The sequence below is a fragment of the Dietzia timorensis genome, from assembly GCF_001659785.1.
Lineage (GTDB): Bacteria > Actinomycetota > Actinomycetes > Mycobacteriales > Mycobacteriaceae > Dietzia > Dietzia timorensis.
Genome location: NZ_CP015961.1, coordinates 1156579 through 1178477, shown reverse-complemented (window position 1 = coordinate 1178477; position 21899 = coordinate 1156579). Strand labels below are relative to the sequence as shown.

General features: G+C 65.3%; 20 protein-coding genes, 1 tRNA gene and 1 other RNA gene. 6 read left to right on the top strand and 16 right to left on the bottom strand.

Annotated elements, in window-relative coordinates; genetic code table 11:
* Window positions 1–108: 108 nt before the first annotated feature.
* The 4 genes from BJL86_RS05395 to BJL86_RS05380 all read right to left on the bottom strand — a co-directional run bounded on the left by BJL86_RS05395 (window position 109) and on the right by BJL86_RS05380 (window position 3583).
* Window positions 109–855, bottom strand: coding sequence for a M23 family metallopeptidase (locus tag BJL86_RS05395; RefSeq protein WP_231887223.1), 747 nt, complete (start codon window positions 853–855; stop codon window positions 109–111).
* A gap of 334 nt (window positions 856–1189) precedes the next feature.
* Entirely contained in the window at window positions 1190–2431 is a 1242-nt protein-coding gene (locus BJL86_RS05390; protein WP_067474949.1) for a trans-sulfuration enzyme family protein, read from the bottom strand.
* A 172-nt stretch (window positions 2432–2603) separates the two neighbouring features.
* Window positions 2604–2676: transfer RNA gene (locus tag BJL86_RS05385), tRNA-Ala, on the bottom strand.
* Between the two features lie 142 nt (window positions 2677–2818).
* Entirely contained in the window at window positions 2819–3583 is a 765-nt protein-coding gene (locus BJL86_RS05380) for a DsbA family protein (RefSeq protein WP_067474946.1), read from the bottom strand.
* 253 nt (window positions 3584–3836) lie between these two features.
* On the opposite strand from BJL86_RS05380, the gene BJL86_RS05375 reads away from it, so the two are divergent.
* Window positions 3837–4805, top strand: coding sequence for an arsenic resistance protein (locus BJL86_RS05375; protein ID WP_067474943.1), 969 nt, complete (start codon window positions 3837–3839; stop codon window positions 4803–4805).
* A 26-nt stretch (window positions 4806–4831) separates the two neighbouring features.
* On the opposite strand, the gene BJL86_RS05370 is transcribed toward BJL86_RS05375, so the two are convergent.
* From BJL86_RS05370 to prfB, 9 genes are all read right to left on the bottom strand, one after another.
* The gene (locus tag BJL86_RS05370) at window positions 4832–5530 is read right to left on the bottom strand and encodes a hypothetical protein (protein ID WP_067474941.1); all 699 of its coding nucleotides are present in this window, start codon (window positions 5528–5530) and stop codon (window positions 4832–4834) included.
* Between the two features lie 34 nt (window positions 5531–5564).
* The gene (locus BJL86_RS05365; protein ID WP_067474938.1) at window positions 5565–7115 is read right to left on the bottom strand and encodes a serine/threonine-protein kinase; all 1551 of its coding nucleotides are present in this window, start codon (window positions 7113–7115) and stop codon (window positions 5565–5567) included.
* A gap of 196 nt (window positions 7116–7311) precedes the next feature.
* Window positions 7312–7687, bottom strand: a transfer-messenger RNA (tmRNA) gene (gene ssrA, locus BJL86_RS05360).
* A 35-nt stretch (window positions 7688–7722) separates the two neighbouring features.
* Window positions 7723–8790, bottom strand: coding sequence for a zinc-binding dehydrogenase (locus BJL86_RS05355; protein WP_231887222.1), 1068 nt, complete (start codon window positions 8788–8790; stop codon window positions 7723–7725).
* Between the two features lie 24 nt (window positions 8791–8814).
* A complete protein-coding gene (locus tag BJL86_RS05350; protein WP_067474933.1) occupies window positions 8815–10911 on the bottom strand; it encodes a RecQ family ATP-dependent DNA helicase in 2097 nt (698 codons plus the stop codon).
* Complete coding sequence (gene smpB / locus BJL86_RS05345) at window positions 10908–11420, bottom strand: SsrA-binding protein SmpB (protein WP_067474930.1); 513 nt, start codon at window positions 11418–11420, stop codon at window positions 10908–10910. Before smpB ends, BJL86_RS05350 begins: the two co-directional genes overlap by 4 nt.
* A 95-nt stretch (window positions 11421–11515) precedes the next feature.
* Window positions 11516–12367, bottom strand: a complete 852-nt coding sequence (locus BJL86_RS05340) for a hypothetical protein (protein ID WP_067474927.1) — start codon at window positions 12365–12367, stop codon at window positions 11516–11518.
* 11 nt (window positions 12368–12378) lie between these two features.
* Entirely contained in the window at window positions 12379–13233 is an 855-nt protein-coding gene (locus BJL86_RS05335; RefSeq protein ID WP_067474924.1) for a mechanosensitive ion channel family protein, read from the bottom strand.
* Between the two features lie 61 nt (window positions 13234–13294).
* Window positions 13295–14395 carry a peptide chain release factor 2 gene (gene prfB, locus BJL86_RS05330; RefSeq protein ID WP_067474921.1) on the bottom strand — a complete coding sequence of 367 codons (1101 nt, stop codon included), beginning with the start codon at window positions 14393–14395 and terminating at the stop codon, window positions 13295–13297.
* 132 nt (window positions 14396–14527) lie between these two features.
* Here prfB and BJL86_RS05325 point away from each other — a divergent pair, with 132 nt between their 5' ends.
* The 4 genes from BJL86_RS05325 to BJL86_RS17090 all read left to right on the top strand — a co-directional run bounded on the left by BJL86_RS05325 (window position 14528) and on the right by BJL86_RS17090 (window position 18434).
* The gene (locus tag BJL86_RS05325; RefSeq protein ID WP_067474918.1) at window positions 14528–15340 is read left to right on the top strand and encodes an inositol monophosphatase family protein; all 813 of its coding nucleotides are present in this window, start codon (window positions 14528–14530) and stop codon (window positions 15338–15340) included.
* A 107-nt stretch (window positions 15341–15447) separates the two neighbouring features.
* Complete coding sequence (locus BJL86_RS05320) at window positions 15448–16809, top strand: acyl-CoA dehydrogenase family protein (RefSeq protein WP_067474915.1); 1362 nt, start codon at window positions 15448–15450, stop codon at window positions 16807–16809.
* 37 nt (window positions 16810–16846) lie between these two features.
* Entirely contained in the window at window positions 16847–18049 is a 1203-nt protein-coding gene (locus BJL86_RS05315; protein ID WP_067474912.1) for an acyl-CoA dehydrogenase family protein, read from the top strand.
* A 211-nt stretch (window positions 18050–18260) separates the two neighbouring features.
* A complete protein-coding gene (locus BJL86_RS17090) occupies window positions 18261–18434 on the top strand; it encodes a hypothetical protein (RefSeq protein WP_156515320.1) in 174 nt (57 codons plus the stop codon).
* Window positions 18435–18517: 83 nt separating this feature from the next.
* Here BJL86_RS17090 and BJL86_RS05310 read toward each other — a convergent pair whose 3' ends face one another.
* From BJL86_RS05310 to BJL86_RS05300, 3 genes are all read right to left on the bottom strand, one after another.
* The gene (locus BJL86_RS05310) at window positions 18518–19276 is read right to left on the bottom strand and encodes a S1 family peptidase (RefSeq protein ID WP_231887221.1); all 759 of its coding nucleotides are present in this window, start codon (window positions 19274–19276) and stop codon (window positions 18518–18520) included.
* A 295-nt stretch (window positions 19277–19571) separates the two neighbouring features.
* The gene (locus BJL86_RS05305; RefSeq protein ID WP_067474911.1) at window positions 19572–20414 is read right to left on the bottom strand and encodes a mycofactocin-coupled SDR family oxidoreductase; all 843 of its coding nucleotides are present in this window, start codon (window positions 20412–20414) and stop codon (window positions 19572–19574) included.
* Between the two features lie 247 nt (window positions 20415–20661).
* Window positions 20662–21003, bottom strand: coding sequence for a transglycosylase family protein (locus tag BJL86_RS05300; protein ID WP_067474908.1), 342 nt, complete (start codon window positions 21001–21003; stop codon window positions 20662–20664).
* A gap of 435 nt (window positions 21004–21438) precedes the next feature.
* Here BJL86_RS05300 and BJL86_RS05295 point away from each other — a divergent pair, with 435 nt between their 5' ends.
* Complete coding sequence (locus BJL86_RS05295; protein WP_067474905.1) at window positions 21439–21804, top strand: VOC family protein; 366 nt, start codon at window positions 21439–21441, stop codon at window positions 21802–21804.
* Window positions 21805–21899 lie beyond the last annotated feature (95 nt).

The window sequence follows — 21899 nt, the reverse complement described above, 5'->3', positions numbered from 1 at the left end:
GAATTGCCAATCGTGGCCGGATATACTTGCCCCTGACACGCAAGTGCCTTCCCGTAGAGTGGCGAGGTACCCCTCCGGGGAAGGGCTCAGTCATTTGACAGCGACCAGCTAGACGATTACACCATTCCGCGCGAGCCACGGTACCGGGTCTGTCCAGTTACCACCAGCGTCCTGCACGCCGAAGTGCAAGTGGGGACCAGTCGAGTCACCGCGATTGCCCACAGTGCCAATTACGTCGCCCGCTTGCACTCGCTGGCCCTTCTGCACAAAATTCTCATTGTTGTGGCCGTATTCAAGCAACTCACCCTCGTCGGTGCGAATACGGATCCACAACCCATACCCGGATGCGGGACCGGCCTCTTCAACAACTCCCGATTTCGCCGCGTAAAGAGGTGTGCCAATTGGAGCACCGAAGTCTGTTCCGTTGGTGAACGTACCCCACCGCGGTCCGAAGCTTGAAGTCACCGCGCCCACTGTCGGAGCATGCGCCGCACCCCCGGGAATAGCGTCTCCAAATGAGCCCAGATCCACTCCAGCTGCGCCAGCAACGTCGCCATACTCCTCGACTACCGGCACCAGCTCGTCGCCGAGGAAATCGTTGGCCATCTGACCTGCAGCTTGCTGAACCTGGTCTGACGTTGGAAGTTCGGCCGACTGCGCAGCCGCAATCGGACTCGCAGCAAACGCCGCCCCTCCGGCGATTGCCGCCCCGGCGAGGACGCTAACGGAGGTGCGACGCCTACCCGCGTTATCCCTCTGGGAATGGCGATGAGCCATTGTGGAATCGCTGACATACCCGATCCGTTTGGCGAGGTCCGCGACTGTCACTTCGTTTGGATTGTGCTTCATTTCCATCCTTCATAGAGCTACTTCTGCTCCAGGGGGTACAAGTTCCTCTAGGAATGTAACAGATCGATATCTGTCATGTCACGGGCTCTTATCAAATTGCCAGTGCAACGCTGCTTACCGCAACAGCGAAGCAATCAGGGATCCCGGGGCACAACCGGCGTACTGCGCCCCCTAACGGCGCAGTGGGATGGGTACCGAGCCAGCCACCACGAATAATCTATAGAAACTCACCATTTTCCGAGGTGAGCCGTCGGCCGCTCCTAGAACCAGGCCATGGACGTGCGCTGTATCGTCCCACGCGACACAGCGACATAAAGACGTCGCGAAACAGCAAAAACAGTCATGCGTATGGCCTCGGCGAAACGCTCGCACTATTCGCACACGCGTCCAGCGCCTGCTCGAAGTCGGCGATGAGATCATCGGGATCCTCAAGACCGACCGACAACCGGAGGTGCCCGAAGGTCTGGAATTCCTCCGGGTAATGCTCGGCTCCGCCACGGCCGGACGGCCCGACGTGCACGATGAGTGTCTCGTCGTGCCCGATCGACACCGCCGAGGTGGCAATACGAAGCGCGGCGACGAAGCGGTTCTGCAGATCGCTGTCGCCGTCGAGCGCAAACGCGAGAACCCCGCCGAATCCGAAATCGCCGAACTGCCGACGCGCGAGCTCGTGCTGCGGATGCGACTCGAGACCGGGGTAGGCCACATAGGCGATAGCGTCCTGCTCGGACAGCCACTGCGCGACCTTCGCCGCCGACTCGACGTGTTGGCGCAGCCGCAGCGGCAGAGTCACCGAGCCGCGCATGATCAGCCACGCGTTGAACGGCGAAATGATGCCGCCGACGTCGACAATCGCATCCCCGCGCACCCGTGCCACGAGTTCGGACCCGCCGATTACCGCGCCGCCCATGGCATCACCGTGACCGTTGATGTACTTGGTCAACGAATGGATCACCAGATCCGCGCCGTCCGCGAGCGGACAGTACAAGGGCGGCGGCGTAAAGGTGGAGTCGACCGAAAGCAGGGCTCCGCCGTCATGGGCGATCTGGGCCAGGGCCGCGATATCGGCGACCCTCGTGGTCGGATTCGCGATGACCTCGACGTGCACCAGCTTGGTGTTTTCGCGCATCGCCACGGCCACTGCGCTCGGATCGGAGGCATCGACGAACGTCGCCTCGACTCCCATCCGCTCGGGCAGCAGCTCGTCGAACAGGCGCCACACCGCCTCGTAGGTCACGTCGGAGACGACGACGTGATCGCCAGGGCGCAGCAGCGTGAAGAACGTGCCGTGCAGTGCCGCGACGCCGGTCGCGAACACCGCCGCCGCCTCACCGCCCTCGAGCGCGGCAAGCTTGTCCTGCAGCGCGGACTGATTGAGCGCGCCATTGCGCGTGTACACGAGCCGATCGGCCGTGGACCAGTCCATGCCGGACGGATCCTCGGGAAGCAGATAGGAATTCGCCATGACGATCGGCGTGCGCACCGCCCCAGAATCGGAGTCGATTCGGTTGCCGCCATGCACCGCCCAGGTCGCATCGCTCACGGTCGTGGCGTCGTGCTTATCCGGCGCGTTCTCCCTCATTGCGTTCCCACCTTCCGCATTTAGTCAATGCAACCAGTATGACGCCGGACGAAGTTGGCCCTCATAGCGGCCGCGCATTCGCGGGCCTTTGAGCGCGGAACAAGCAGGACTCGATAGGTACAAAAAAGTGTCGGCGCACCGGATTTCCGGTGGGCCGACACGTGATTCTCGGTGGAGCTAAGGGGATTCGAACCCCTGACCCCCTCACTGCCAGTGAGGTGCGCTACCAGCTGCGCCATAGCCCCGTATTTACTTAAGTCGGTCCGATGCCGACTCGAAAAACTCTACAACAGGCGGATCGCGCGAGCCAAATCGCGGGCGGGGTGCTCCATCCTCGGAACCGCCCCGCCCGCCGAGCGGACGCGAGGTCCGCCGTCATCGCCGGTGTTACGCGGCCATCGCTTTCTGGATCCAGGTCGGGTCACCGATTTCGAGCTTCTCGCCGTCCTTGGCCACAGTCGGCGTCGCCATGTCGAACTTGGAGTCCTGAAGCGCCTGCTGCGAGACGGTAGCGGTCTCCGAAGCTTTGTCGAGGTTATCGCCGCCCTCAGCGCCGATGCCCTCGATGCACTTGGTCGACTCGTCGCCGGCGCCGGCGGACTTGGCGTCCTCGGCGATCTCGGACTGCGTGCGGTCTCCGCCGCCCTCGGCCGGCTGGTTGGTGAACCATGTCGAGCGCGCGTCAAGGTAGGTCTGGAGGTCCTCGTTGACCGCGACGCACTGGGACGCGGCGATCATCCGCGTCGAGTAATCGCCTTGTGCCGACTGCTGGTCGAGGAAGTTGACGTAGTGATGGACGACCTGCAGGTCCCCGGCCGTGATAGCCTCGGTGAGCTGCTCGCCGTACTTCTGCTCCATCTGCCCACACGCCGGGCACATGAAGTCCTCCCACACGTCGATTTTCGGCGCATCCGGATTACCGACGGTGACAGCACCTTGGTCGGAGATGGAAATCTGCGGGTCCGCGGTTTCGGCGAAATTGAGGGACACGGCCTCCCGTTTGAAGGGCCCGATTTCGTTCTGCGCGGCGACGACCACGGCGACGACCGCGATCACGATGATGCCGGCGATGGCCGTCAGCGTCATCCACATGCCTCGGGACGACGATCCGTTCAACGCCTTGCTCGTGGCGCTCTGTGACTTCGTGTTCACGTATTCCTCAAACCCTTCTTCGGCGCGGCCCGGGTGGCAAGCGCTGTGCTTTCACATCCACCTGGTAGTGGATTTGTCATCTAACGACAGTACGCATTTCGCTTTCACGAGCCTAGTTCCCAGTACCATTCAAGGGAAACTTCAGAGCCGATACTCAGTAAATGTTTGTTTCCGGCCGCTCATCCCTCAGCCGCTCCCCAGGCTGGCGCCCGTATAGCCTGAATACAGCGAGCGCGAAAGGGGCAGCGAGGCGATGTCGTGGGCGGAGAGACTGCAGGGAGTTCTCGTCGCGCTCGCCGCTCTGGCCGGCATCGCGGTCGGCCTGGCCACCGATGTCGGAGACTTCGGCGAGTATCTCGTTCTTCCCTGCCTCGTGGCGATGCTCACCGCAGTGTTCGTGCAGATGGATCCTTCCTATGTCGGGCAGGTGCGGGACGCCAAGCCCGTCGTGGTGGCCTCGCTGGTGCTCAACTTCGTGGTCACACCGCTCCTGGCGTGGGCGCTCGGGTCGTGGCTGCTCGCCGATCAACCCGACCTGCGCATCGGGCTACTCCTCCTTCTCGTCACTCCGTGCACCGACTGGTATCTCGTCTTCACCTCGATGGCGCGCGGGCACACCGGCGTCGCGGCCGCCCTGCTACCGGTCAACCTCGTGCTCCAGCTCGCGTTGCTGCCGATATACGTGTTGTTACTCGGCGGGAAATCCGCCGCCATCGAACTCACCACACTTGTCGAGTCGGTGTTGTTGGTGCTGGTCGTGCCGCTCGCGGCGGCGGTCGTCCTGCGCGCCCTCGCCCGCCGCATACCTGACCCCGCCCGAGGCACGCAGCGCCTCACGGATGCGGCGGCGTTCGCCGTCATGCCGCTGCTTCTCCTCGCCGTCGCCGGAATGTTCGCCTGGCAGGCGCAGGAGGTCGCCGACAATGCAGGGGTGTTCTGGAAACTTCTCGCGCCGCTCGCGATCTTCTTCGTGCTTGCACCACTACTGGCAAGTATGACGGCGGGCCTGCTGCGCGCCCCCGGCCCGGAGCGCGTCGCGCTGGTGATGACCACCACCGCCCGCAACTCCCCCATCGCGCTGGCGATCGCCGTTGCGGCATTCCCGGACAGGCCGCTCATCGCGGTGGCGCTCGTCGTCGGCCCTCTCGTCGAACTCCCGGTTCTCGCTGTCCTCGCGCAGATCGTCCGTCTCCGCAGCCCCGCGAAGCACGAGACCGCCTGAACCAGAACGATCCCGGCAGTGCGGAATTAGCAAGGAGATTCCCAGTTGGTCGAGCGGTCGAGCCGCCGCGCATTGAGAGCGTTCGTGTCGCCGCCGGCCGTGGCCTCCGCCGAGCAGAGCGCGTCAAAGTTGTCGCCAAAGTCCTGCACGACCGCGTAGATCTGAGCACCTCCCGACTCGCCGCGGATCGACGGGCACACCCCGGGCGGGTAGACGACGGCTCCGGGATTGCCCGCCAGCGCGGCGTTGATCTCGCCCGCGACGTCACCGCTATTGCCCATGACCGACTGGACGATGAGCACGCCTCGCCCGTCGCATTCGGGCACGACCTGTGCAGACGCCGGCACTCCCGATATGAGTGGGTAGTTCGAGCGGCCGGCACCCGCGCCGTCCATCGGTCCACTCGGTGCCGTCGTGGGTTCGACGGTCTCGGTGACAGTCGTGTTTCCGGACTCGGTCGTCGTGGTCGATCCGTCTGCCGCCCCCGTGTTCTGCTCGTTCGACGCGGCCTCTTCATTTGTCGTGACGGCGAAGCTCGGATCATCAGCTAGAGAATCGGAATCTCGCTTGTCCGTCACAAACCACACGATTGCGGCGGCGACAACGATTACGATGACTACGGCCAGAACGATCGAGGCGATGAGCGGACCGCGTGATCGCCTCGGCTCGTCCCACCCTTCGAAGGGGGCGCCATTGGGGTGATTGGAAGGTCGCGGGGCGGTCATCGTCTCCTCCAGTCGAGGCTAGAAAGCTCGGCGATCAGCATGTGGGCAGTTCCAGCCGATCGGATTTCGCGTTCGCGCTGCTGATCAACAGCGCAAACCGGTCGAGATTGCCCTCTGGCAGAAGCGCGTACGTCGGTCGCTCGGAGCCTGGTACCTCGGCACTGGCGATCGTGCACGCGTCGTTTCCGAGCCCTTCGGGGTCCGTCAAACTCACGCGCGAGTCCCGGTTCTCGCGGCTACCGTAGTCCGCGACCACCACCGACGCGCTTTCGCTCGCGCACACGATCCGCGCATCCTGCCCCTCGCTCGGTTCTCGCGACCCGCAGGTAAGCCCCTTCCACCCGGAACCGTTTTCGCGGTCGGAAACGATGCCCGGGAACGCGTCCGCGATCTTCGCATCCGCATCGGACCAAGACGGCCGGAAGACGAGGAACCATGCCGCCGCGGCCGCCACGAGCAGCAGCACGAGCAGTGTAGCCAGCGACGCGACGACGACGGTTCCGACCGAACTTTGTCGCTGCATCGGCCTTTGAGAGTAGTGAGGAGGTGGCGCCGCGTAATTCGGCTGCATGGGCATGGGTGCGCTGTTCGGCACGTATTGCCTGGTCGCACGGTCACCTGACGGCGGGACGTGGGTGCGCGTCGTGGCCTGGGCGGAATCGGCGCCCGACAATGCGTCGATAAACGCGCTCGCCGTCGGATGCCGATACGCCGGCGCCTCCGCGAACGCCTTTGAGAAAACGCTTGACAGTTCGTCGCGGACGCCATTTTCGCTCGCCGCTACGGTGAGTTCACGCAACCGCGGCATCGGTCTTTCGCCTCGCCACTCCCCTGTCGACATCGTGTCCTTGAGGGTGTTGAGGGTGAGCATCTCGAACGCGATGAGAGCCAGCGCGTAGTTATCGCTGGATGCCGTCGGCTGATTATGCTGCGACGTATCGGCTCCGTGCGAACGGCCCGGATACAGCTCTGGCGCCGTGTACGCCTCTGTGCCGATCATCATGTCGAGGGTCGTCATACGTGTTTCGTCCGGCGTGAGACTGATCCCGAAGTCAGTGAGAAGGCTGCGGGCCTCGAAACTCGAGTGCTCCTCGGGCACGAGAATATTTCCGGGCTTCACGTCCCGGTGAACGATTGGCGGCTTGACCCGAAGATGGAGATAGTCGAGCGCAGAAGCGATGGGCCGCAGCAGCGCGACTGTCTCCGTGACGGTGAACGGCTCGCCGCGTTCCCGCCTGCGGCGAATTTCGTCGGCCAGCGTCTGCCCAGGAACATAATCCATCACGAAGTACACCGAACCGGCGTCGGTCACGCCCGAGGAATGGATGGACACGATCGCCGAATGCCGCGTGTTCGCCACCATCTGCATCTCGGAGTTGAAGCGTGCGAGAGCGGCATTTCGTCCGCCCGAATCGTCGGTGTCCGCTCCGACGGCACCTGCCGACAGCTGCTTCACCGCCACATGCCTACGCAGCGCCGGGTCAAATGCCTTGTACACCACTCCCATCCCGCCGTGTCCGATCTCGACAAGATCGGTGAGCCCGAACCGCTGCGAGAGGTGGGCGGCAAGATCGGTGGATTCCATAAATGTGTTGATCCTCGAACGTCGTGCTCGAACGCGTACGCGCTCAATCGGTCAGTGGGCGTCGAGAAGAATGTTAGCTGCTCTCGCTCGTGGTCAGGCGAGAATTAGCGACCGAGCAGCCTATTCGCACCGGTAGACCTACGGACATCTCGGAAACGAGAAAACCCCCGGCTCGAAAACCGGGGGTCTCTCACTGCGGTGGAGCTGCGGGGAATTGAACCCCGGTCCTGTGCAGCATCGGTAGGGCTTCTCCGTGCGCAGTTCGCTAACTGCCGTTACTCGGATCTCGCCAACCCGCGAACTAGTCGGCGAAGGCGATCCCAGTCACTGTGAGATGTCCCGAACGAGCCCGTGACCAACTCGAACGGTAATCCCTCTAGCTGATGCCAGGAACCGGGGCGAGGGCGACCCCGGGCTGACAGACTTGCAGTCGCTGATTAGGCAGCGAGTGCGAAGTCGCGCTGATTGTTATCGGCGCTTAATTGGTTGCCATGACGCTTAACGGTGGTCTCTGGCCTGCACCGGCACGCTTCCCCTACGTCAACTCACACAGTCGAAACCACATCAGCCCCGTAGGCCCGACCACAAGTGGCCAGGAGAGTGAACTCTACTCCACGTCAGAGCCTTCGGCAAGATATGGAGTTTCGCCCTTCGGGAACGTCACGACGATCTTTCCGCGTGCGTGCCCACCTTCGACAACGCGCATGGCGTCGTGCGCATTCCCAAATGGGATGACGTCGGACAACGAAATCTCGAAATCCCGGCGCCGCGCGCGCTCGGCGATGTCGCCGAACACCTCGGACGTGCGCCGCCTGCGCACACCGGATCCGCCCACCTCGGCGACAGTCTCCTTGTCTGCGAGGCTCCGGATCCGCCTGCTGCGACCGTTGCCGCCGGCCGATCTATCCACCAGCGCCGCGAGCTCGCGCAGCGCGTCCCCGCCGACGCAGTCGATCAAAGCATCGACGCGCGAAGGCCCACTGACATTGCGCACCGCTTCGCTCACGCGCTCGGCCAGACCGGGCCCGGACGGTACGTGGCGAACGCCGCGTAGCTCGACGAAGTCCTTCTTCTCCTCGCTGGCTACACCGAAAACGCAAGCTCCGGCCATCGCGGCGAATTGCGCCGCATGGATTCCCACTCCGCCACCTGCTCCGAGCACGACGACATTCTCGCCGTGACCGATATCGAGCTCGCTCACCGCGTCGAACGCGGTGCCGACGGCCACGGGAATGCACGCGGCGCGCTCGAGGCTCAACCCCGACACCGCTCCCGCGACACTGGATTCTTCAAGCAGCGTGCGCTCCCCCAACGCGCCGACCCCCTCGGCGCACGAACCGAAGACTGTCGCGCCCACGGGAAAGGCCGGTGGAATTGGCTGTCCCGGCCGCACGCGCGCAGCCGCAAACTCCTCGCTCTTCGGAGAACGCCACGAATCGACGACGATCCCGGCGGCCTCTCGCCCCATCGCCATGGGGAATTCGACGGGAAATCCCGCCTGCCGCGCACCGGAACGCACCTTGATGTCGGCCGGATTCACGCCTACGGCGACGGTTTCGATGAGCACGGTACCCGGACGCAACACCGGCTCCGGAACGTCGAGAAACTCCTCGACCTCCGGCCCTCCGTACGAGTTGAATCCGTAGATCTTCATCGTCACCCGCTCCCGTTTCAAGTTCGTATGCGGCCTCCACGCGGATTATCCCCGAATGGCCAGCGCGAACGGCAGCACGGCCTCCGCCCCTGCGAGCCGCAGCTCCCGGGCGCACATCGTCAGCGTCCAACGACTTGCGACGACATCGTCGACGAGCAACACGGTCCGGCCCGCGACGGCCTCGGCCTGCTCCGGGCTCAGCATGAACGTTCCGTGCACGTCGCGCAGCCGGAATGCGCTGTTGACGTCGGGCCCGCCGTGCTCGCGGACCTGCGTGATGTCGCCGAGGTCGTCGAGCTTGCCGGTCGCCGCAAGCTTCGCGGCGAGCGAGCGCACCGTCCGCGGCCGCCGGGTGCTCGGCACCGCGATGACGCTGTCGGGGCGCTGAGCCCACGGCCACTCGGCCAGCACCTGTATGCACAGCTTCCCGATATCTTCGGGAACGTCGCCGTCATCCGCGGATGGGGAAAGGAACTCTCGCAGCCGCTGCCCAGGCCCGAGGTCGGTGAGGCGTGCGATCGCCCGTCCGGGTTCTGCCCGCTCGCCCGGCGGGATCTTTCCCTTGAGTTCGACGCCGAGGTTCGGCATGCCCGTGGGCCACTGGGCTCGCGGGTCGATCACTCGTCCCACTGCGGCGAGGGCGCGGCGGGCGGTGCGCTCGGCATCCTCACTCACCTCGCCGGACCACCACACTCCACTACAGTTGTCGCAACGTCCGCAGTCGCGTGGGTTCGGATCGTCGAGCATCTCGGTGAGGAACCGCATGCGGCACTCGCCGGTGGCCTCGTAGTCCTCCATCGCACGCGCTTCGGCGCGGCGCACCGCGAGCACCCCGTCGTATCTTTCCGCGTCGTATGTCCAGCCGGCGCCGGTCGATTCATAGCCGCCGCGCACGCGCCTCACCGCGCCGTCGACGCTGAGCGTCTTGAGCAGCAGTTCGAGCCGGTTTCGTCGCGCTCCGACGCGCGTTTCCAGCGCCGGCACCGACAGCGTGCCCTCGGCCTCGAGCGCACGCAGTACCGCCTCGGCGTCCTCCTGCGAGGGCATCGACGCGGTCGCGAAGTACTCCCAGATCTCCGCGTCCTCCGCGCCGGGCAGCAACAGCACATCCGCGGATGACGTCGCACGTCCCGCACGCCCGACCTGCTGATAATACGACACCGGAGACGAAGGAGCGCCGACGTGAATGACGAAACCCAGGTCGGGCTTGTCGAATCCCATGCCGAGGGCGGACGTCGCCACGAGCGCCTTGAGTTCGTTGTTCTTGAGTTTGCCCTCGAGGCGTTCGCGTTCGTCGGGATCGGTGCCTCCGGTGTACGCGGCGACGTCCCACCCCGCGTCGCGCAGCGCGGACGTGGTGTCCTCGGCCGCGGCGACGGTAAGCGTGTAGACGATGCCCGACCCGTTGAAGTCGCCGAGGTGCTCGGCGAGCCACGCGATGCGCGAGGCCGCCGATCGCGTCGTCGGCGCCACCCCGAGCCGCAGCGAGGTGCGGGCGAGCTCACCGCGCACGACCAGGGTGTCATCACCGAGCTGCTCTGCGACGTCCCGGGCCACCCGCGAGTTCGCGGTGGCTGTCGTCGCGAGCACCGGCGTGCCGGCGGGCAGCTCGCGGATGATGGAGCTGATGCGCCGGTAGTCGGGCCGGAAGTCGTGGCCCCAGTCGGAGATGCAGTGCGCCTCGTCGACGACGATCATGCCGGTGTCGGAGATGATCTCGGGCAGGATCGTGTCGCGGAAGTTCGGGTTGGTCAATCGCTCGGGAGAGACGAGCAGAACGTCGACCGTACCCTCCCGCAGCTCGGCGTGGACCTCGTCCCATTCGGTGGCGTTGGCAGAGTTGAGCGTGCGCGCGGTAACCCCAGCGCGGGCGGCCGCGGCGACCTGGTCGCGCATGAGAGCGAGCAGCGGCGAGACGATGAGCGAGGGACCGCGCCCTTGCGCACGCATGAGCTTCGCCGCGAGAAAGTACACCGCGGACTTTCCCCAGCCGGTGCGTTGAACGACCAGCACGCGGCGGCGCTCGGCGACGAGGGCCTCGATCGCCTCGAACTGGCCGTCGCGCAGCTGCGCATCCGGGCGTCCAGTCAGCGACGCGAGGAGCCGGGTGGCGTCCTGGAGGAGCTGACCGTCCGTCGTCATCCCGGGATGCCCTTGATGCGGCGGCCGACCTCGCGCACAGCCTCGCGTTCCATGGTGCGACGGCGGAGGGTCTCGCGCTTGTCGTGGATCTGCTTACCGCGGGCGATGGCGAGCTCCACCTTGACCCGGCCTTGACTGAAGTAGAGGGACAGCGGCACGAGAGTGGCGTTGCCGTCGCGCGTCTTGCCGAAGAGCTGGTCGATCTCGCGGCGATGCAGCAGAAGCTTGCGGGCGCGCTTGGGCGCGTGGTTCGTCCACGAGCCGTGCGAGTACTCCGGGATGTGGAGCCCCCGGAGCCACACCTCGCCTGCATCGATCGTCGCGTAGGCATCGACGAGCGAAGCCTTGCCCTCGCGCATGCTCTTGATCTCCGTGCCCACGAGCGCCACGCCGGCCTCGAATGTATCGAGGATCGTGTACTCGTGCCGCGCCTTCTTGTTCGAGGCGACGATCGAGCCGTCCCGCCCGAGCGAGGACGCGCCCTTCTTCTTCGATTTGGTCTTGGACATTTCGCCCTCCCTTCGGTTGCTTCGGCCCGTGCGGGCAGAAGATCCACCGTAGTACTACAGGCGGCGAATGCCAAGCACGAACTTCGGGTTCGATTCTAGGCGGCGCCCGTTCCCCCGGATTCTGCGGTTCCCGCGGACTGTCCGGTGTCGGCGCCCTGCGCCGTGCCGCCCTCGGCACCCTGGCCGGAGGCGTCGCCCTGAGTGCCCTGACCCGTCTGGCCTCCGGTCCCATCGGTACCGCCGGTGCCGTCGCCGGTATTCGTGCCGGAGTCGCCCGTGCCGCCGGTCTGCGATCCGTTCTGTCCGGTGTTGCCCTGGGTGGGCACCTGCGAATCGCCCGCGCCCTGGTTACCTGCCGTGGGTTCGGCCGACTCGGCGCCGGTCGGCGCGGTGCTGGCGTCCTGGGTGCCCGTCGGCTCGGCCTCCGAAGTCTCCGTCGCCGAGGACTCGCCGGTCGGCTCGGTCGTCGCCGAGGGGTCGGCGGTTTCCGATGCCTCCGCGGGATCGTTCGCGGGCACCGTCACCAGCGGATCCTCCTTGACCCACAAGTACAGAAGCAAAACGAGGAGGAACGAGATCATCAGGATCGCCGACGAGCGCGACATGCTCACGAATTGGCGGGTGATCTTCCACCGCTCGCCCCAGTCGAGTTCCTCGTGCTCCTCGCTCTCGTGCCCGGCGGGCCCGTGTCCCTCGCCTACTTCGCCGTCGCCCGGCTCGTGGGTTACCTGCGGATCCCACGGGTCGTCGTCGGCCTCGGTAGAGGTATCGGCGGCGCCGGTGTCGTCCTTCGCGTCTACGGGGTTCTCGTTTCCCGTGATCTTCCGCATCGGCCGGGTTTCATCGATACTGTCGCCGCGCGTCGCGCCGTCTCCTGCAGGATCGGTACGTCCGGCGTCAGAGGCGGGTTCGGTGTTCTTGCCGTTCAAATCTTTATCGTCTGCCACCGTAAATCCTCCTAGCTGCTCTGCTCGCCGGCGCCGGCCTTGGACAGCGCGCGCATGCGGCGGGAGATGACCGAACGCATGCGGCGGGAGACCTCCCACTGCTTGCCCGGCAGCGTCCGCACGAGGATGCGGATCACGGTCTCGTCGAGGTTGATCGACTCGACGCCCATCACGGTCGGCTCGTCGAGCAGGAAGTCCTTGATGTAACGGTCGTCGACGATCTCGTGGCAGACCTCCTGAAGCGCCTCCTGCGCCTCGCCGATATCCGTTGAGGCCGGGACGGGCACGTCGATGAGCGAGCGCGCCCAGTCGCGCGACTGGTTGGTCGTGCCGACGATCTGGCCGTTGGGCACCGTGACGACCTCGCCGTCGATGGTGCGCAGTTTGGTCACGCGTAGGGTGACGTCCTCGACCGTGCCGGACACCGTGGTGCCGCCGTCAATGGTGACCGTATCGCCGTAACCGTACTGGCGCTCGGCGATGATGAAGAAGCCCGCGAGGAAATCCTGCACGATCTTCTGCGCGCCGAAACCGATCGCCGCGCCGAGGATGGTGGCGGGCGCGACCAACGCCACGAGGTTGACGCCGAAGCGCAGCAGAATCTGGACGACCGCCAGCACGTAGACCAGCGCGATCGCCACATACGAGACGACCTGCACGAGCGCGTGCAGATGCTTGGAGTCCTCCGACAGCACGAGATTGTCGCTCTCGGCGTGACGGTTATCGATGCGGCCGGTCCACATCCTCGCGACCTTCTTGATGATGCGCGTGGCGATCATCGCGATCATGACGATGAGGACGATCTCCAGGCCCTGATTCCTGAGCCAGAAGAGCATCGAGTCGAAACCTGAATCAAGTGTCAGCATGATGTGTCTTTACTACCCCCGCATTTCACAAACGACGCGGCTGTGCCGTCCCTCGTGCTTACTAGTCGTCGTCCCTCATGCGCCACCTGATACCCGCTTCGAGGAATCCGTCGATGTCCCCGTCGAGCACGGAGGTGGGGTTATTGACCTCGAATTCGGTGCGCAGATCCTTGACCATTTGGTACGGGTGCAACACATAAGAACGCATCTGATTACCCCACGATGCGTTACCCCCGGCGCCGAGGGCGTCGAGTTCGGCGCGTTCCTCCTGGCGCTTGCGCTCGAGCAGTTTGGCCTGCAGCACCTTCATCGCCGCGACCTTGTTCTGTAGCTGAGATTTCTCGTTCTGACAGGTCACCACCACGCCCGTGGGAATGTGGGTGAGCCGCACCGCCGAGTCCGTGGTGTTGACGCTCTGCCCGCCTGGGCCGGAGGAGCGGTAGACGTCGACACGGATATCGTTTTCCGGGATCTCGATCGAGTCGGTCTGCTCCACGACCGGAAGCACCTCGACCTCGGCGAAGGAGGTCTGGCGCCTGCCCTGGTTGTCGAACGGAGACAGCCTCACGAGCCGGTGCGTGCCCTGCTCCACCGACAGGGTCCCGTACATGTACGGATCGTGCACCACGAACGTCGCGGACTTTATCCCGGCCTCTTCGGCGTAGGAGGTGTCGTACACCTCGACTTTGTGTCCGGCCTTCTCTGCCCAGCGGATGTACATGCGCATGAGCATCTCGGCGAAATCGGCGGCATCGACGCCACCGGCACCCGAGCGGATGTTGACCACCGCGTCGCGCTGGTCGTACTCACCCGACAGCATGGTCTTGACTTCCATCGCCTCTATGTCGGCGCGGAGCGCATCACGCTCGGAATGAGCCTCCGAAAGCGCGTCGTCGCTTTCCTCCTCTGCCAGCTCGAACAGCAGCGGCAACTCGTCGAGCCGCTGGCGAAGGCCGCGGACACGGCGCAGGTCGGCCTGCACGTGCGACAGTTCGCTGGTGACCTGCTGGGCGTGGTCCGGGTCGTTCCACAGCTCCGGGTCGGACGCCTTCTGCTCCAGCTCGTCGACTCGCGCCGCCAGCTCCTCGACGTCCATCACCTTCTCGACGGTGGTGAGCGTCGAATCCATATCCGCGATATCGGAAGAAATGTCGGCCTGCATGGGCGTCAATGCTACCCGGCCAAACCCTCAGGCCCCCGAACCATGCAGGCCACGGGAGGCTTTGCGCGAAGTTTCCTCCGACGTCATACAGCGACAACCTTCCCGCTGCCGGGCGGGGGTAGCGTCGGGTCCATGGCTACGGTTGGATCGACCACACCTATCCCCCAGCACGCACCTTCCATCGAGTATGACGACGGAGAGCTCGCCGCTCTCGCCGTCACCGAAGCGGGGCGCGTGGCACGGTATCTCCGCGAGAGCGGGCTGGAGGTGGAGCAGAAGACCTCGGTGAGCGACGTGGTCACCGAGGCCGACCGCGCCGCCGAGCACTCGATCACCTCGCTGTTGCGTCGTCACCGCGCCGGCGACGGGATCCTCGGCGAGGAAGGCTCGCTGGTGGAGGCGCAAAACGAGCGGCGCTGGGCCGTCGACCCGGTCGACGGGACCTACAACTTCGTCTCCGGCTCCGACTATTGGTGCTCGGCAGTCGCGCTCTCGGGCCCGGACGAATATCTCCTCGGCGCGATCCACCGCCCCGCCACGGGCGAGACGTGGGTCGGCGGCAGCGAGATCTCCGCCCGCCGCGGGGCGACACCGCTCCGTCCGCTCGCCCCCGGCGATCTTGCCGACGGCTGCCTGGCCACATATCTTCACCCCCCATTTCTGTCGGAACCAGACCTCGCGGAGCCCTTCCGCCGTGTGAGCCAGGGGGCGGCGACGATGCGAATGCTGGGTTCCGGTTCGCTCGACCTCGCCGCCGTGGCGGAGGGCAAGTATTCGGTGTGGTGCCAGCACTCCTGCCCCGAATGGGACTGGCTTCCCGGAAAGGCGCTGGTAGAAAGCGCGGGCGGCCGGACATCGGTGGTCGAGGTCGCCGGATACGACTGGTTCGTCGCCGGCAGGCCCGGCGCGGTCGAGCAGGCCGTGGAACTTCTCGCCGGGGGGTAATTTCTTCGCTGTTCTCGTGGACACGGCACAGGTTTGTGTAAAAAACCCTACTACCGAGTAAGGTAAGGACGTCAGTTTCCACCCGCGAACGAGAACAGCTGGTGACGATGAGCAACAAGAAGAATTCCACCCCGGGCAAGAACCCGACCAAGGTCGACGCGATCGGCGCAGCGATGCGCGTGCTGTCCACCGTGGCCGGTTCCGACTTCGCAGAGAAGTACGGACTCCGCAAGCCGGTCGATCGGGTCACTTACCAGGCCACCAAGACCGGTTTCAAGACCCTCGGCGCGGCCAACCGCTCCTTCAAGAAGGTCTCCGGCGGCAATAAGCCGAATCCTCTTCCCGACACCCCGCGGACCGATCTTTTCGATCTGTCCCTCGGGGACGAGCAGAAGATGATCCAGGAGACGGTGCGCGACTTCGCGACCGACGTCATGCGCCCCGCAGCGCACGATGCGGACGAGGCCGCCAAGGCTCCCGAGCCGCTGGTCGAGCGTTCCGCCGAGATCGGCGTGACGATGATCAACGTCCCCGAGGAGTACGAGGGTGTCGCCACCGAGCGCGGCGTCGTCACCAACTCCCTTGTCGCCGAGGCGCTCGCCTACGGTGACATGGGGCTCGCTCTGCCGATCCTCGCGCCGAGCTCCGTCGCCGCGACGCTGAGCCAGTTCGGCTCCGAGTCGCAGCAGAAGACCTACCTGCCGGCGTTCGGTTCCGAGAACGTTCCGGGTGCCGTCGTGGTCGTCAACGAGCCGACCCCGATGTTCAACCCCTTCGAGCTCACGACAAAGGCGAAGAAGACCTCCGGCGGCTACTCGCTGACCGGCGTCAAGTCCCTCGTCCCGATCGCCGATTCGGCCGAGCTTTTCATCGTCGCCGCGGAGTACGAGGGCGCGCCAGCTTTCTTCATCGTCGAATCCGACACCGACGGCCTCGTCGTCGAGGCCGATCCGTCGATGGGTCTTCGTGCTGCCGGCATCGGCCGCATCAACCTCAACGAGGTAAACGTTCCCGCCGAGGCGATCCTCGGAGGCGAGACCTCGGCCGAGGACCGCAACAAGGCCTACCGCGACATCATCCGCCTGTCCCGCCTCGGCTGGGCATCGCTGTCCGTGGGCACGTCGCAGGCCGTGCTCGACTACGTCATCCCCTACGTCAAGGAGCGCGAGGCGTTCGGTGAGCCGATCGCTCACCGCCAGGCGGTGGCGTTCATGGTCGCCGATATCGCGACCGAGCTCGACGGTATGCGTCTGGTCACCTGGCGTGGCGCCTCCCGTGCAGAGCAGGGCGAGGACTTCGCTCGCGAGGCCGCGCTGGCCCGCAAGCTCGCCACGGACAAGGGCATGAAGATCGGCCTCGACGGCGTTCAGCTGCTCGGCGGCCACGGCTTCACCAAGGAGCACCCGGTCGAGCGCTGGTACCGCGATCTGCGGGCCGCCGGCGTCGCCGAAGGTGTCGTCGTCCTGTAATCACCGCCTCTTTCCAAGCGCGAAGGAACAGTCAACAATGATCAATCTCGAACTTCCTAAGAAGCTGCAGGCGGCGCAGAATCAGGCGCACCAGGTAGCTACGCAGATCTTCCGTCCGGTCTCTCGCAAGTACGATCTCGCCGAGCACGAGTACCCGGTCGAGCTCGACACCCTCGCCAACCTCATGGCCGCGATGGAAGACGCGGGTGAGGCGGCTGCGGGCGCGAAGGGCGGCCGCGGCAACAAGGAGTCCAAGGGCAACCAGAACGGCGGCAACATGATGTCGCTGCTCAATGTCATGGAAACCTGCTTCGGCGACGTCGGACTCACCCTGTCGGTCCCTTACCAGGGACTCGGCAACTCCGCCATCGCCGCTGTCGCCGATGACGAGCAGCTCGAGCGCTTCGGCAACGTGTGGGCCTCGATGGCCATCACCGAGCCGTCGTTCGGTTCGGACTCGGCCGCCGTGTCCACGACCGCGAAGCTCGATGGCGACGAGTACGTCATCAACGGCACGAAGATCTTCATCACCTCCGGCTCGCGCGCCGACCACATCGTCGTGTGGGCGACCGTGGACAAGTCCGCCGGCCGTGCGGCGATCAAGTCGTTCGTCGTTCCACTCGATCACCCGGGCGTCAACCTCGACCGCCTTGAGCACAAGCTCGGCATCAAGGCCTCGGACACGGCGCAGATCACGTTCGACAACTGCCGTATCCCGAAGGAAAACCTCATGGGTGATCCGGAGGTGCGCACGGACAAGGGCTTCGCCGGCGCGATGCAGACCTTCGACAACACCCGTCCGCTGGTCGCGGGCATGGCTGTCGGCTGTGCTCGTGCCGCACTCGAGGAGATCCGCGGCCTCATCGAAGAGGCCGGCTACGAGATCGACTACGACGTTCCCTCGAACCAGCAGCCCGCCGTGGTCGCCAAGTACCTCGAGATGGAGTCCGACTGGGAGTCCGCCTACCTGCTCACCCTCCGTGCGGCATGGATGGCCGACAACAAGCTCCCGAACACCAAGGAAGCCTCGATGTGTAAGGCCAAGGCCGGCCGCACCGGCTCCTCGGTAACCCTCGGAGCCGTCGAGCTCGCCGGAACCTACGGCTACTCGGAGCGCTCGCTCCTCGAGAAGTGGTCGCGCGACTCGAAGATCCTCGACATCTTCGAGGGCACCCAGCAGATCCAGCAGCTGGTCATCGCCCGGCGCGTGCTCAATCTCTCGTCTTCCGAGCTCAAGTAGGAGGCTCGCCGCGGTAGCGCGGCGTCTCCGCCGTCACTACTCCCCGGGGTAGGCCCTGAGATTTCAGGTCCGCCCCGGGGAGTAGTCGTATTTACGCACCCCTTGAATCCCTCCCCCGACGCCGCGTGTGGGATGCGCCCCGCATGCCCGGCGTATTAGTATCGAATTCTCTCGCTGGGGGGGCGAGAGGTTCATACAGGGGGAATTTCATATGCACGAAATCGAAGTCGATTTGGCACGTCCGGAAGCCGGTTCTTTCGCGACGGCGTGGCCGAAGATCGTCACGGCCCATCTACCCGGCGGTGGGACCTCGCAGGCGACGTTCCACTCCGATGGCCGCGTCGAGCTGTCCGAAAACGCGGCGCGGGCGGGCGTCTACAGGTAGTCCACGGACGCTGGCGAACACGTCGAAGGCGCCGCCCCGAATTCTTCGGGGCGGCGCCTTCTCGTTCGTATGCGAGGCGCGGGCTAGGCCATCCGGAAGCCGGTGCCCGGCCAATTGCGCGCCGCGACGTCGTTGACGATCGCGTCGAACGTCGTCCCATAGGCGGGCAGGAAGAACGGGTGCTGCCACGAGATGAAGCACTCTGGAAGGACGTTGCCCACCGAACCGACGCCGGCGTCCTGCGCCAGCGGCGGCATGGTGCCGCCGTTGAGCATGCCGACGAGGCGGTCGCCGTTCATCACCGGTCCGCCGGAATCGCCCCGGCCGGCGCACACCTGCGAGTAGATCGTGTTGTCGGCGACCTGCCATGTCGGGCCACAAGTAAGGCCCGTCGAGGCGCCGAGCTTACAGATGTTGTCGCCCTGGTTCGGTGGCGCGCCGCGGTCGGCAACGCCCGCCTGGCGGACGAGAGTGACCTTGTTCGGGTCGACCTGGACGACCGAGTAGTCGAGGATCTCGTTGCGGGCGACGACGTGGCCTGTGGTGCCGGCGCCCGGTACCTCCACGGCCTCGCCGACCGCAGAGCTGCAGTGTCCCGCCGTGAAGACGATCGCCCGGTTAGCGTTATCCCATCCGGATGCGGTGGCCGTACACAGAGCCTTGCCGCCATCAAATAGTAGCGGCGTACCGCCGCCGAGAACGGGACGAGCCTCCTGCGCCTGCGCATTCGGTGCGAACGCGGTGGCCGACGTCAACAACGAGCCGACCAGGGCGACGGCGAAGAGCATGGCCCATAAGGCGCGCGCGGAGCTGGGGATGAGGCGCAGGGACGTGACCCGCATACGGTCTCCTTTCGGATCCCGCCCAGGCGGCGGGAAAGCACAACTACCCGGTAAGTTTAATGCACTCACCGACAAATTCCGGATTTCGTTCAACGACTCTCATACTCCCCTTACTCGTCTCCACGCCACATACGACGTGCGATTCGCAAGAAACGGCGATCCACCAGCAACGATCCCTCGCTAGTGGCGAGACTGAGAAACTCTTCACCTTCCATGCGGCAGACCGGCTATCAACTTTGGCGTGCAGATATCCGCCCTATTCGGGTGCGCGCTCAGCAGGAGTGAGCCATCAGCCTCAGTGCACCGACGCGGCGCCGTCGACCGGAATTTCGCCACCGGAAACGTAGTAGGACTGATCGGAAGCGAGCCAGGCAACGGCATTCGAGACGTGTACCGGTTCGATCCACGCTTTACCGAACGGATTGAGCCCGGCGAACGCAGCCTCGGCATCCTCCGCCTGCGGGGACTCCAGGTCGGGCCGGAAGAGTCCATAGGTTTTCGCGTTCTTCACCATCGGGGTGTCGATGGAGTTCGGGTGAATCGTGTTCACGCGGATCCCGAGCGGACCGAGCTCGTTGGCGAGCACCTTCATCAATCCGACGATCCCGTGCTTGGCCGTGGTGTAAGCGGCGACATTGGCCAGCCCCTTGAAGCCAGCCAGCGAGGAGATGATGATGACCGATCCGCCCGCCCCGGCGGCGATAAGATGCTCCGCGGCCGCAGCGTACGTATGCCATACGCCGGTGAGGTTGATGTCTTGGATATCGTTCCAGGAGCGCTCGGGAATCAGATGGGTATCCTGGCCGAACGTGAAGATGCCCGCATTGGCCACGACGATGTCGAGCGAACCGAGCTCGGCCACCCCCTCGCTTACGGCGAGCTTGAGCGCCTCGAGATCCCGAACATCGGCCTCGCGGGCCACAATTCGTCGCCCCAGAGCCTCGACCTGGCGGACGGTCTCCTCCATGTCCCCTGGCTGTGCGATGTCATAGAAGCCCTCCAAGGACCCCACGGGCGTAGTGATATCGACGGCGATGATGTCCGCACCGTCCTGTGCGAGGCGCACTGCGTGGCTCCTGCCCTGCCCGCGCGCAGCTCCCGTGATGAATGCGACCTTGTTATCCAGATTTCCGGCCATGACGGCACCCGCTCTCCTGATTCGACAGGGAACTGAGTGCGCGCCCACGACGTGGACTGTGTTTCACATCACAGCCCTGCTCCGTCCAGATTACCGAGCGATCGCTCGGCTTGTGCCGGGTGGCGGATTGCGCCCCCGAAAGAGCTGGTACGGAAATGCCGATGGCCCCGGCCTCCATCGAATGGAAGTCGGGGCCATCGACGCCGAGCGCCGCGCGGTAGCGCGGGCTTGCGCGGCAATGCGCGTATTACGCGACGGGGCCGCCGCAGTTCGGCCATGCTCCGGCGCCCTGCGTGGCGAGGACGCTCTCGGCAACCTGGATCTGCTGCTCGCGGGTCGCCTGGTCGGCGGTCGGCGCGAACTCGGTGCCCCCGTTGGCGGCCCAGGTCTCCGGCGTGAACTGGAGGCCACCCTGGAAACCGTTTCCGGTGTTGATCTGCCAGTCACCGCCGGACTCGCAGGCGGCGACCTGGTCCCATGCCTCCGGCGCCGCGGCGTTGGCGGCCGGGCCGGAGAGGAGTGCACCGCCGCTGGCGATGGCACCGGCGAAGAGTGCACCTGCAGTGAGTCGTGCGAAACGGTTACGCATCTGTTCGGACCTCCTTGGGGTCGGTCAGGAAGATGTTTTCCTTCAATCTCGTTTCGGTCACCCGGCCGTAATGGCTTAGTGACCAATCCGTGATCATTTTCGGACTGCCGCGACGCTACTCATGCAGTCGATTCGCATGCAAACCATTTCGCCCGATTCGGCCCCGAGTCCCGCCATGTGGACGTCGCCGGGCGCTGCGGCAAACCCCGCTGGATGACGTCGGAGACGCTGCGCTCTCCCGGCAACCGCGATCTCGGGCTACATCCGTGAAATTCCTGGCATACGGCAATTCTCGGGTCTCGGCTTCTGCGCGCTTCCGGGGTCTCGCTCCGCTCGCAGCGCCGGGCGGTCGCCGGCCACGCGACGCCGGGAGCGGCGGTGATTGTGATGGTGCTCACTCCGGCGTCATTCTGGGGTTTCGGGCACGATGGGTGCATGGACCTTCGCCGCGCAGTCCCTATCCTCACGGTCGCCGATGTGGCCGCTGCCGTCGCCGAATACGAATCGCTCCTGGGGCTCGACGTGCTCATGAATCTCGGGTGGATCGCAACCCTCGGCACCGCAGCGCCGGGTGGCGGCGCGGGGATGCCGCAGTTCAGCGTCCTCACGCGCGACATCTCGGCCCCGGTCAACCCCGACCTCTCGCTCGAGGTCGACGACGTGGACGCCGCGTTCGCACACGCTCGGGCCGCTGGCGCCGAGATCGTCCACCCGTTGCGCGACGAAGACTGGGGCGTGCGCCGCTTCTTCGTGCGCACCCACGACGGCCACGTCGTCAACGTGCTTTCCCACCGCGAGTAGCCGCGCGCGGGCGCTTCACCCGCTCTCGGCCCGGGGGAACACAAGTCCGGTCCGGCCGATTCACTGCGCGCGGGCGGAAAACCATAGGCCTGCCG

Coding starts and splice junctions, on each gene's coding strand:
- BJL86_RS05395 (WP_231887223.1), bottom strand. CDS start 855: ATGGAAATGAAGCACAATCCAAACGAAGTGACAGTCGCGGACCTCGCC.
- BJL86_RS05390 (WP_067474949.1), bottom strand. CDS start 2,431: ATGAGGGAGAACGCGCCGGATAAGCACGACGCCACGACCGTGAGCGAT.
- BJL86_RS05375 (WP_067474943.1), top strand. CDS start 3,837: ATGTCGTGGGCGGAGAGACTGCAGGGAGTTCTCGTCGCGCTCGCCGCT.
- BJL86_RS05370 (WP_067474941.1), bottom strand. CDS start 5,530: ATGACCGCCCCGCGACCTTCCAATCACCCCAATGGCGCCCCCTTCGAA.
- BJL86_RS05365 (WP_067474938.1), bottom strand. CDS start 7,115: ATGGAATCCACCGATCTTGCCGCCCACCTCTCGCAGCGGTTCGGGCTC.
- BJL86_RS05350 (WP_067474933.1), bottom strand. CDS start 10,911: ATGACGACGGACGGTCAGCTCCTCCAGGACGCCACCCGGCTCCTCGCG.
- smpB (WP_067474930.1), bottom strand. CDS start 11,420: ATGTCCAAGACCAAATCGAAGAAGAAGGGCGCGTCCTCGCTCGGGCGG.
- BJL86_RS05335 (WP_067474924.1), bottom strand. CDS start 13,233: ATGCTGACACTTGATTCAGGTTTCGACTCGATGCTCTTCTGGCTCAGG.
- prfB (WP_067474921.1), bottom strand. CDS start 14,395: ATGCAGGCCGACATTTCTTCCGATATCGCGGATATGGATTCGACGCTC.
- BJL86_RS05325 (WP_067474918.1), top strand. CDS start 14,528: ATGGCTACGGTTGGATCGACCACACCTATCCCCCAGCACGCACCTTCC.
- BJL86_RS05320 (WP_067474915.1), top strand. CDS start 15,448: ATGAGCAACAAGAAGAATTCCACCCCGGGCAAGAACCCGACCAAGGTC.
- BJL86_RS05315 (WP_067474912.1), top strand. CDS start 16,847: ATGATCAATCTCGAACTTCCTAAGAAGCTGCAGGCGGCGCAGAATCAG.
- BJL86_RS17090 (WP_156515320.1), top strand. CDS start 18,261: ATGCACGAAATCGAAGTCGATTTGGCACGTCCGGAAGCCGGTTCTTTC.
- BJL86_RS05310 (WP_231887221.1), bottom strand. CDS start 19,276: ATGCGGGTCACGTCCCTGCGCCTCATCCCCAGCTCCGCGCGCGCCTTA.
- BJL86_RS05305 (WP_067474911.1), bottom strand. CDS start 20,414: ATGGCCGGAAATCTGGATAACAAGGTCGCATTCATCACGGGAGCTGCG.
- BJL86_RS05300 (WP_067474908.1), bottom strand. CDS start 21,003: ATGCGTAACCGTTTCGCACGACTCACTGCAGGTGCACTCTTCGCCGGT.
- BJL86_RS05295 (WP_067474905.1), top strand. CDS start 21,439: ATGGACCTTCGCCGCGCAGTCCCTATCCTCACGGTCGCCGATGTGGCC.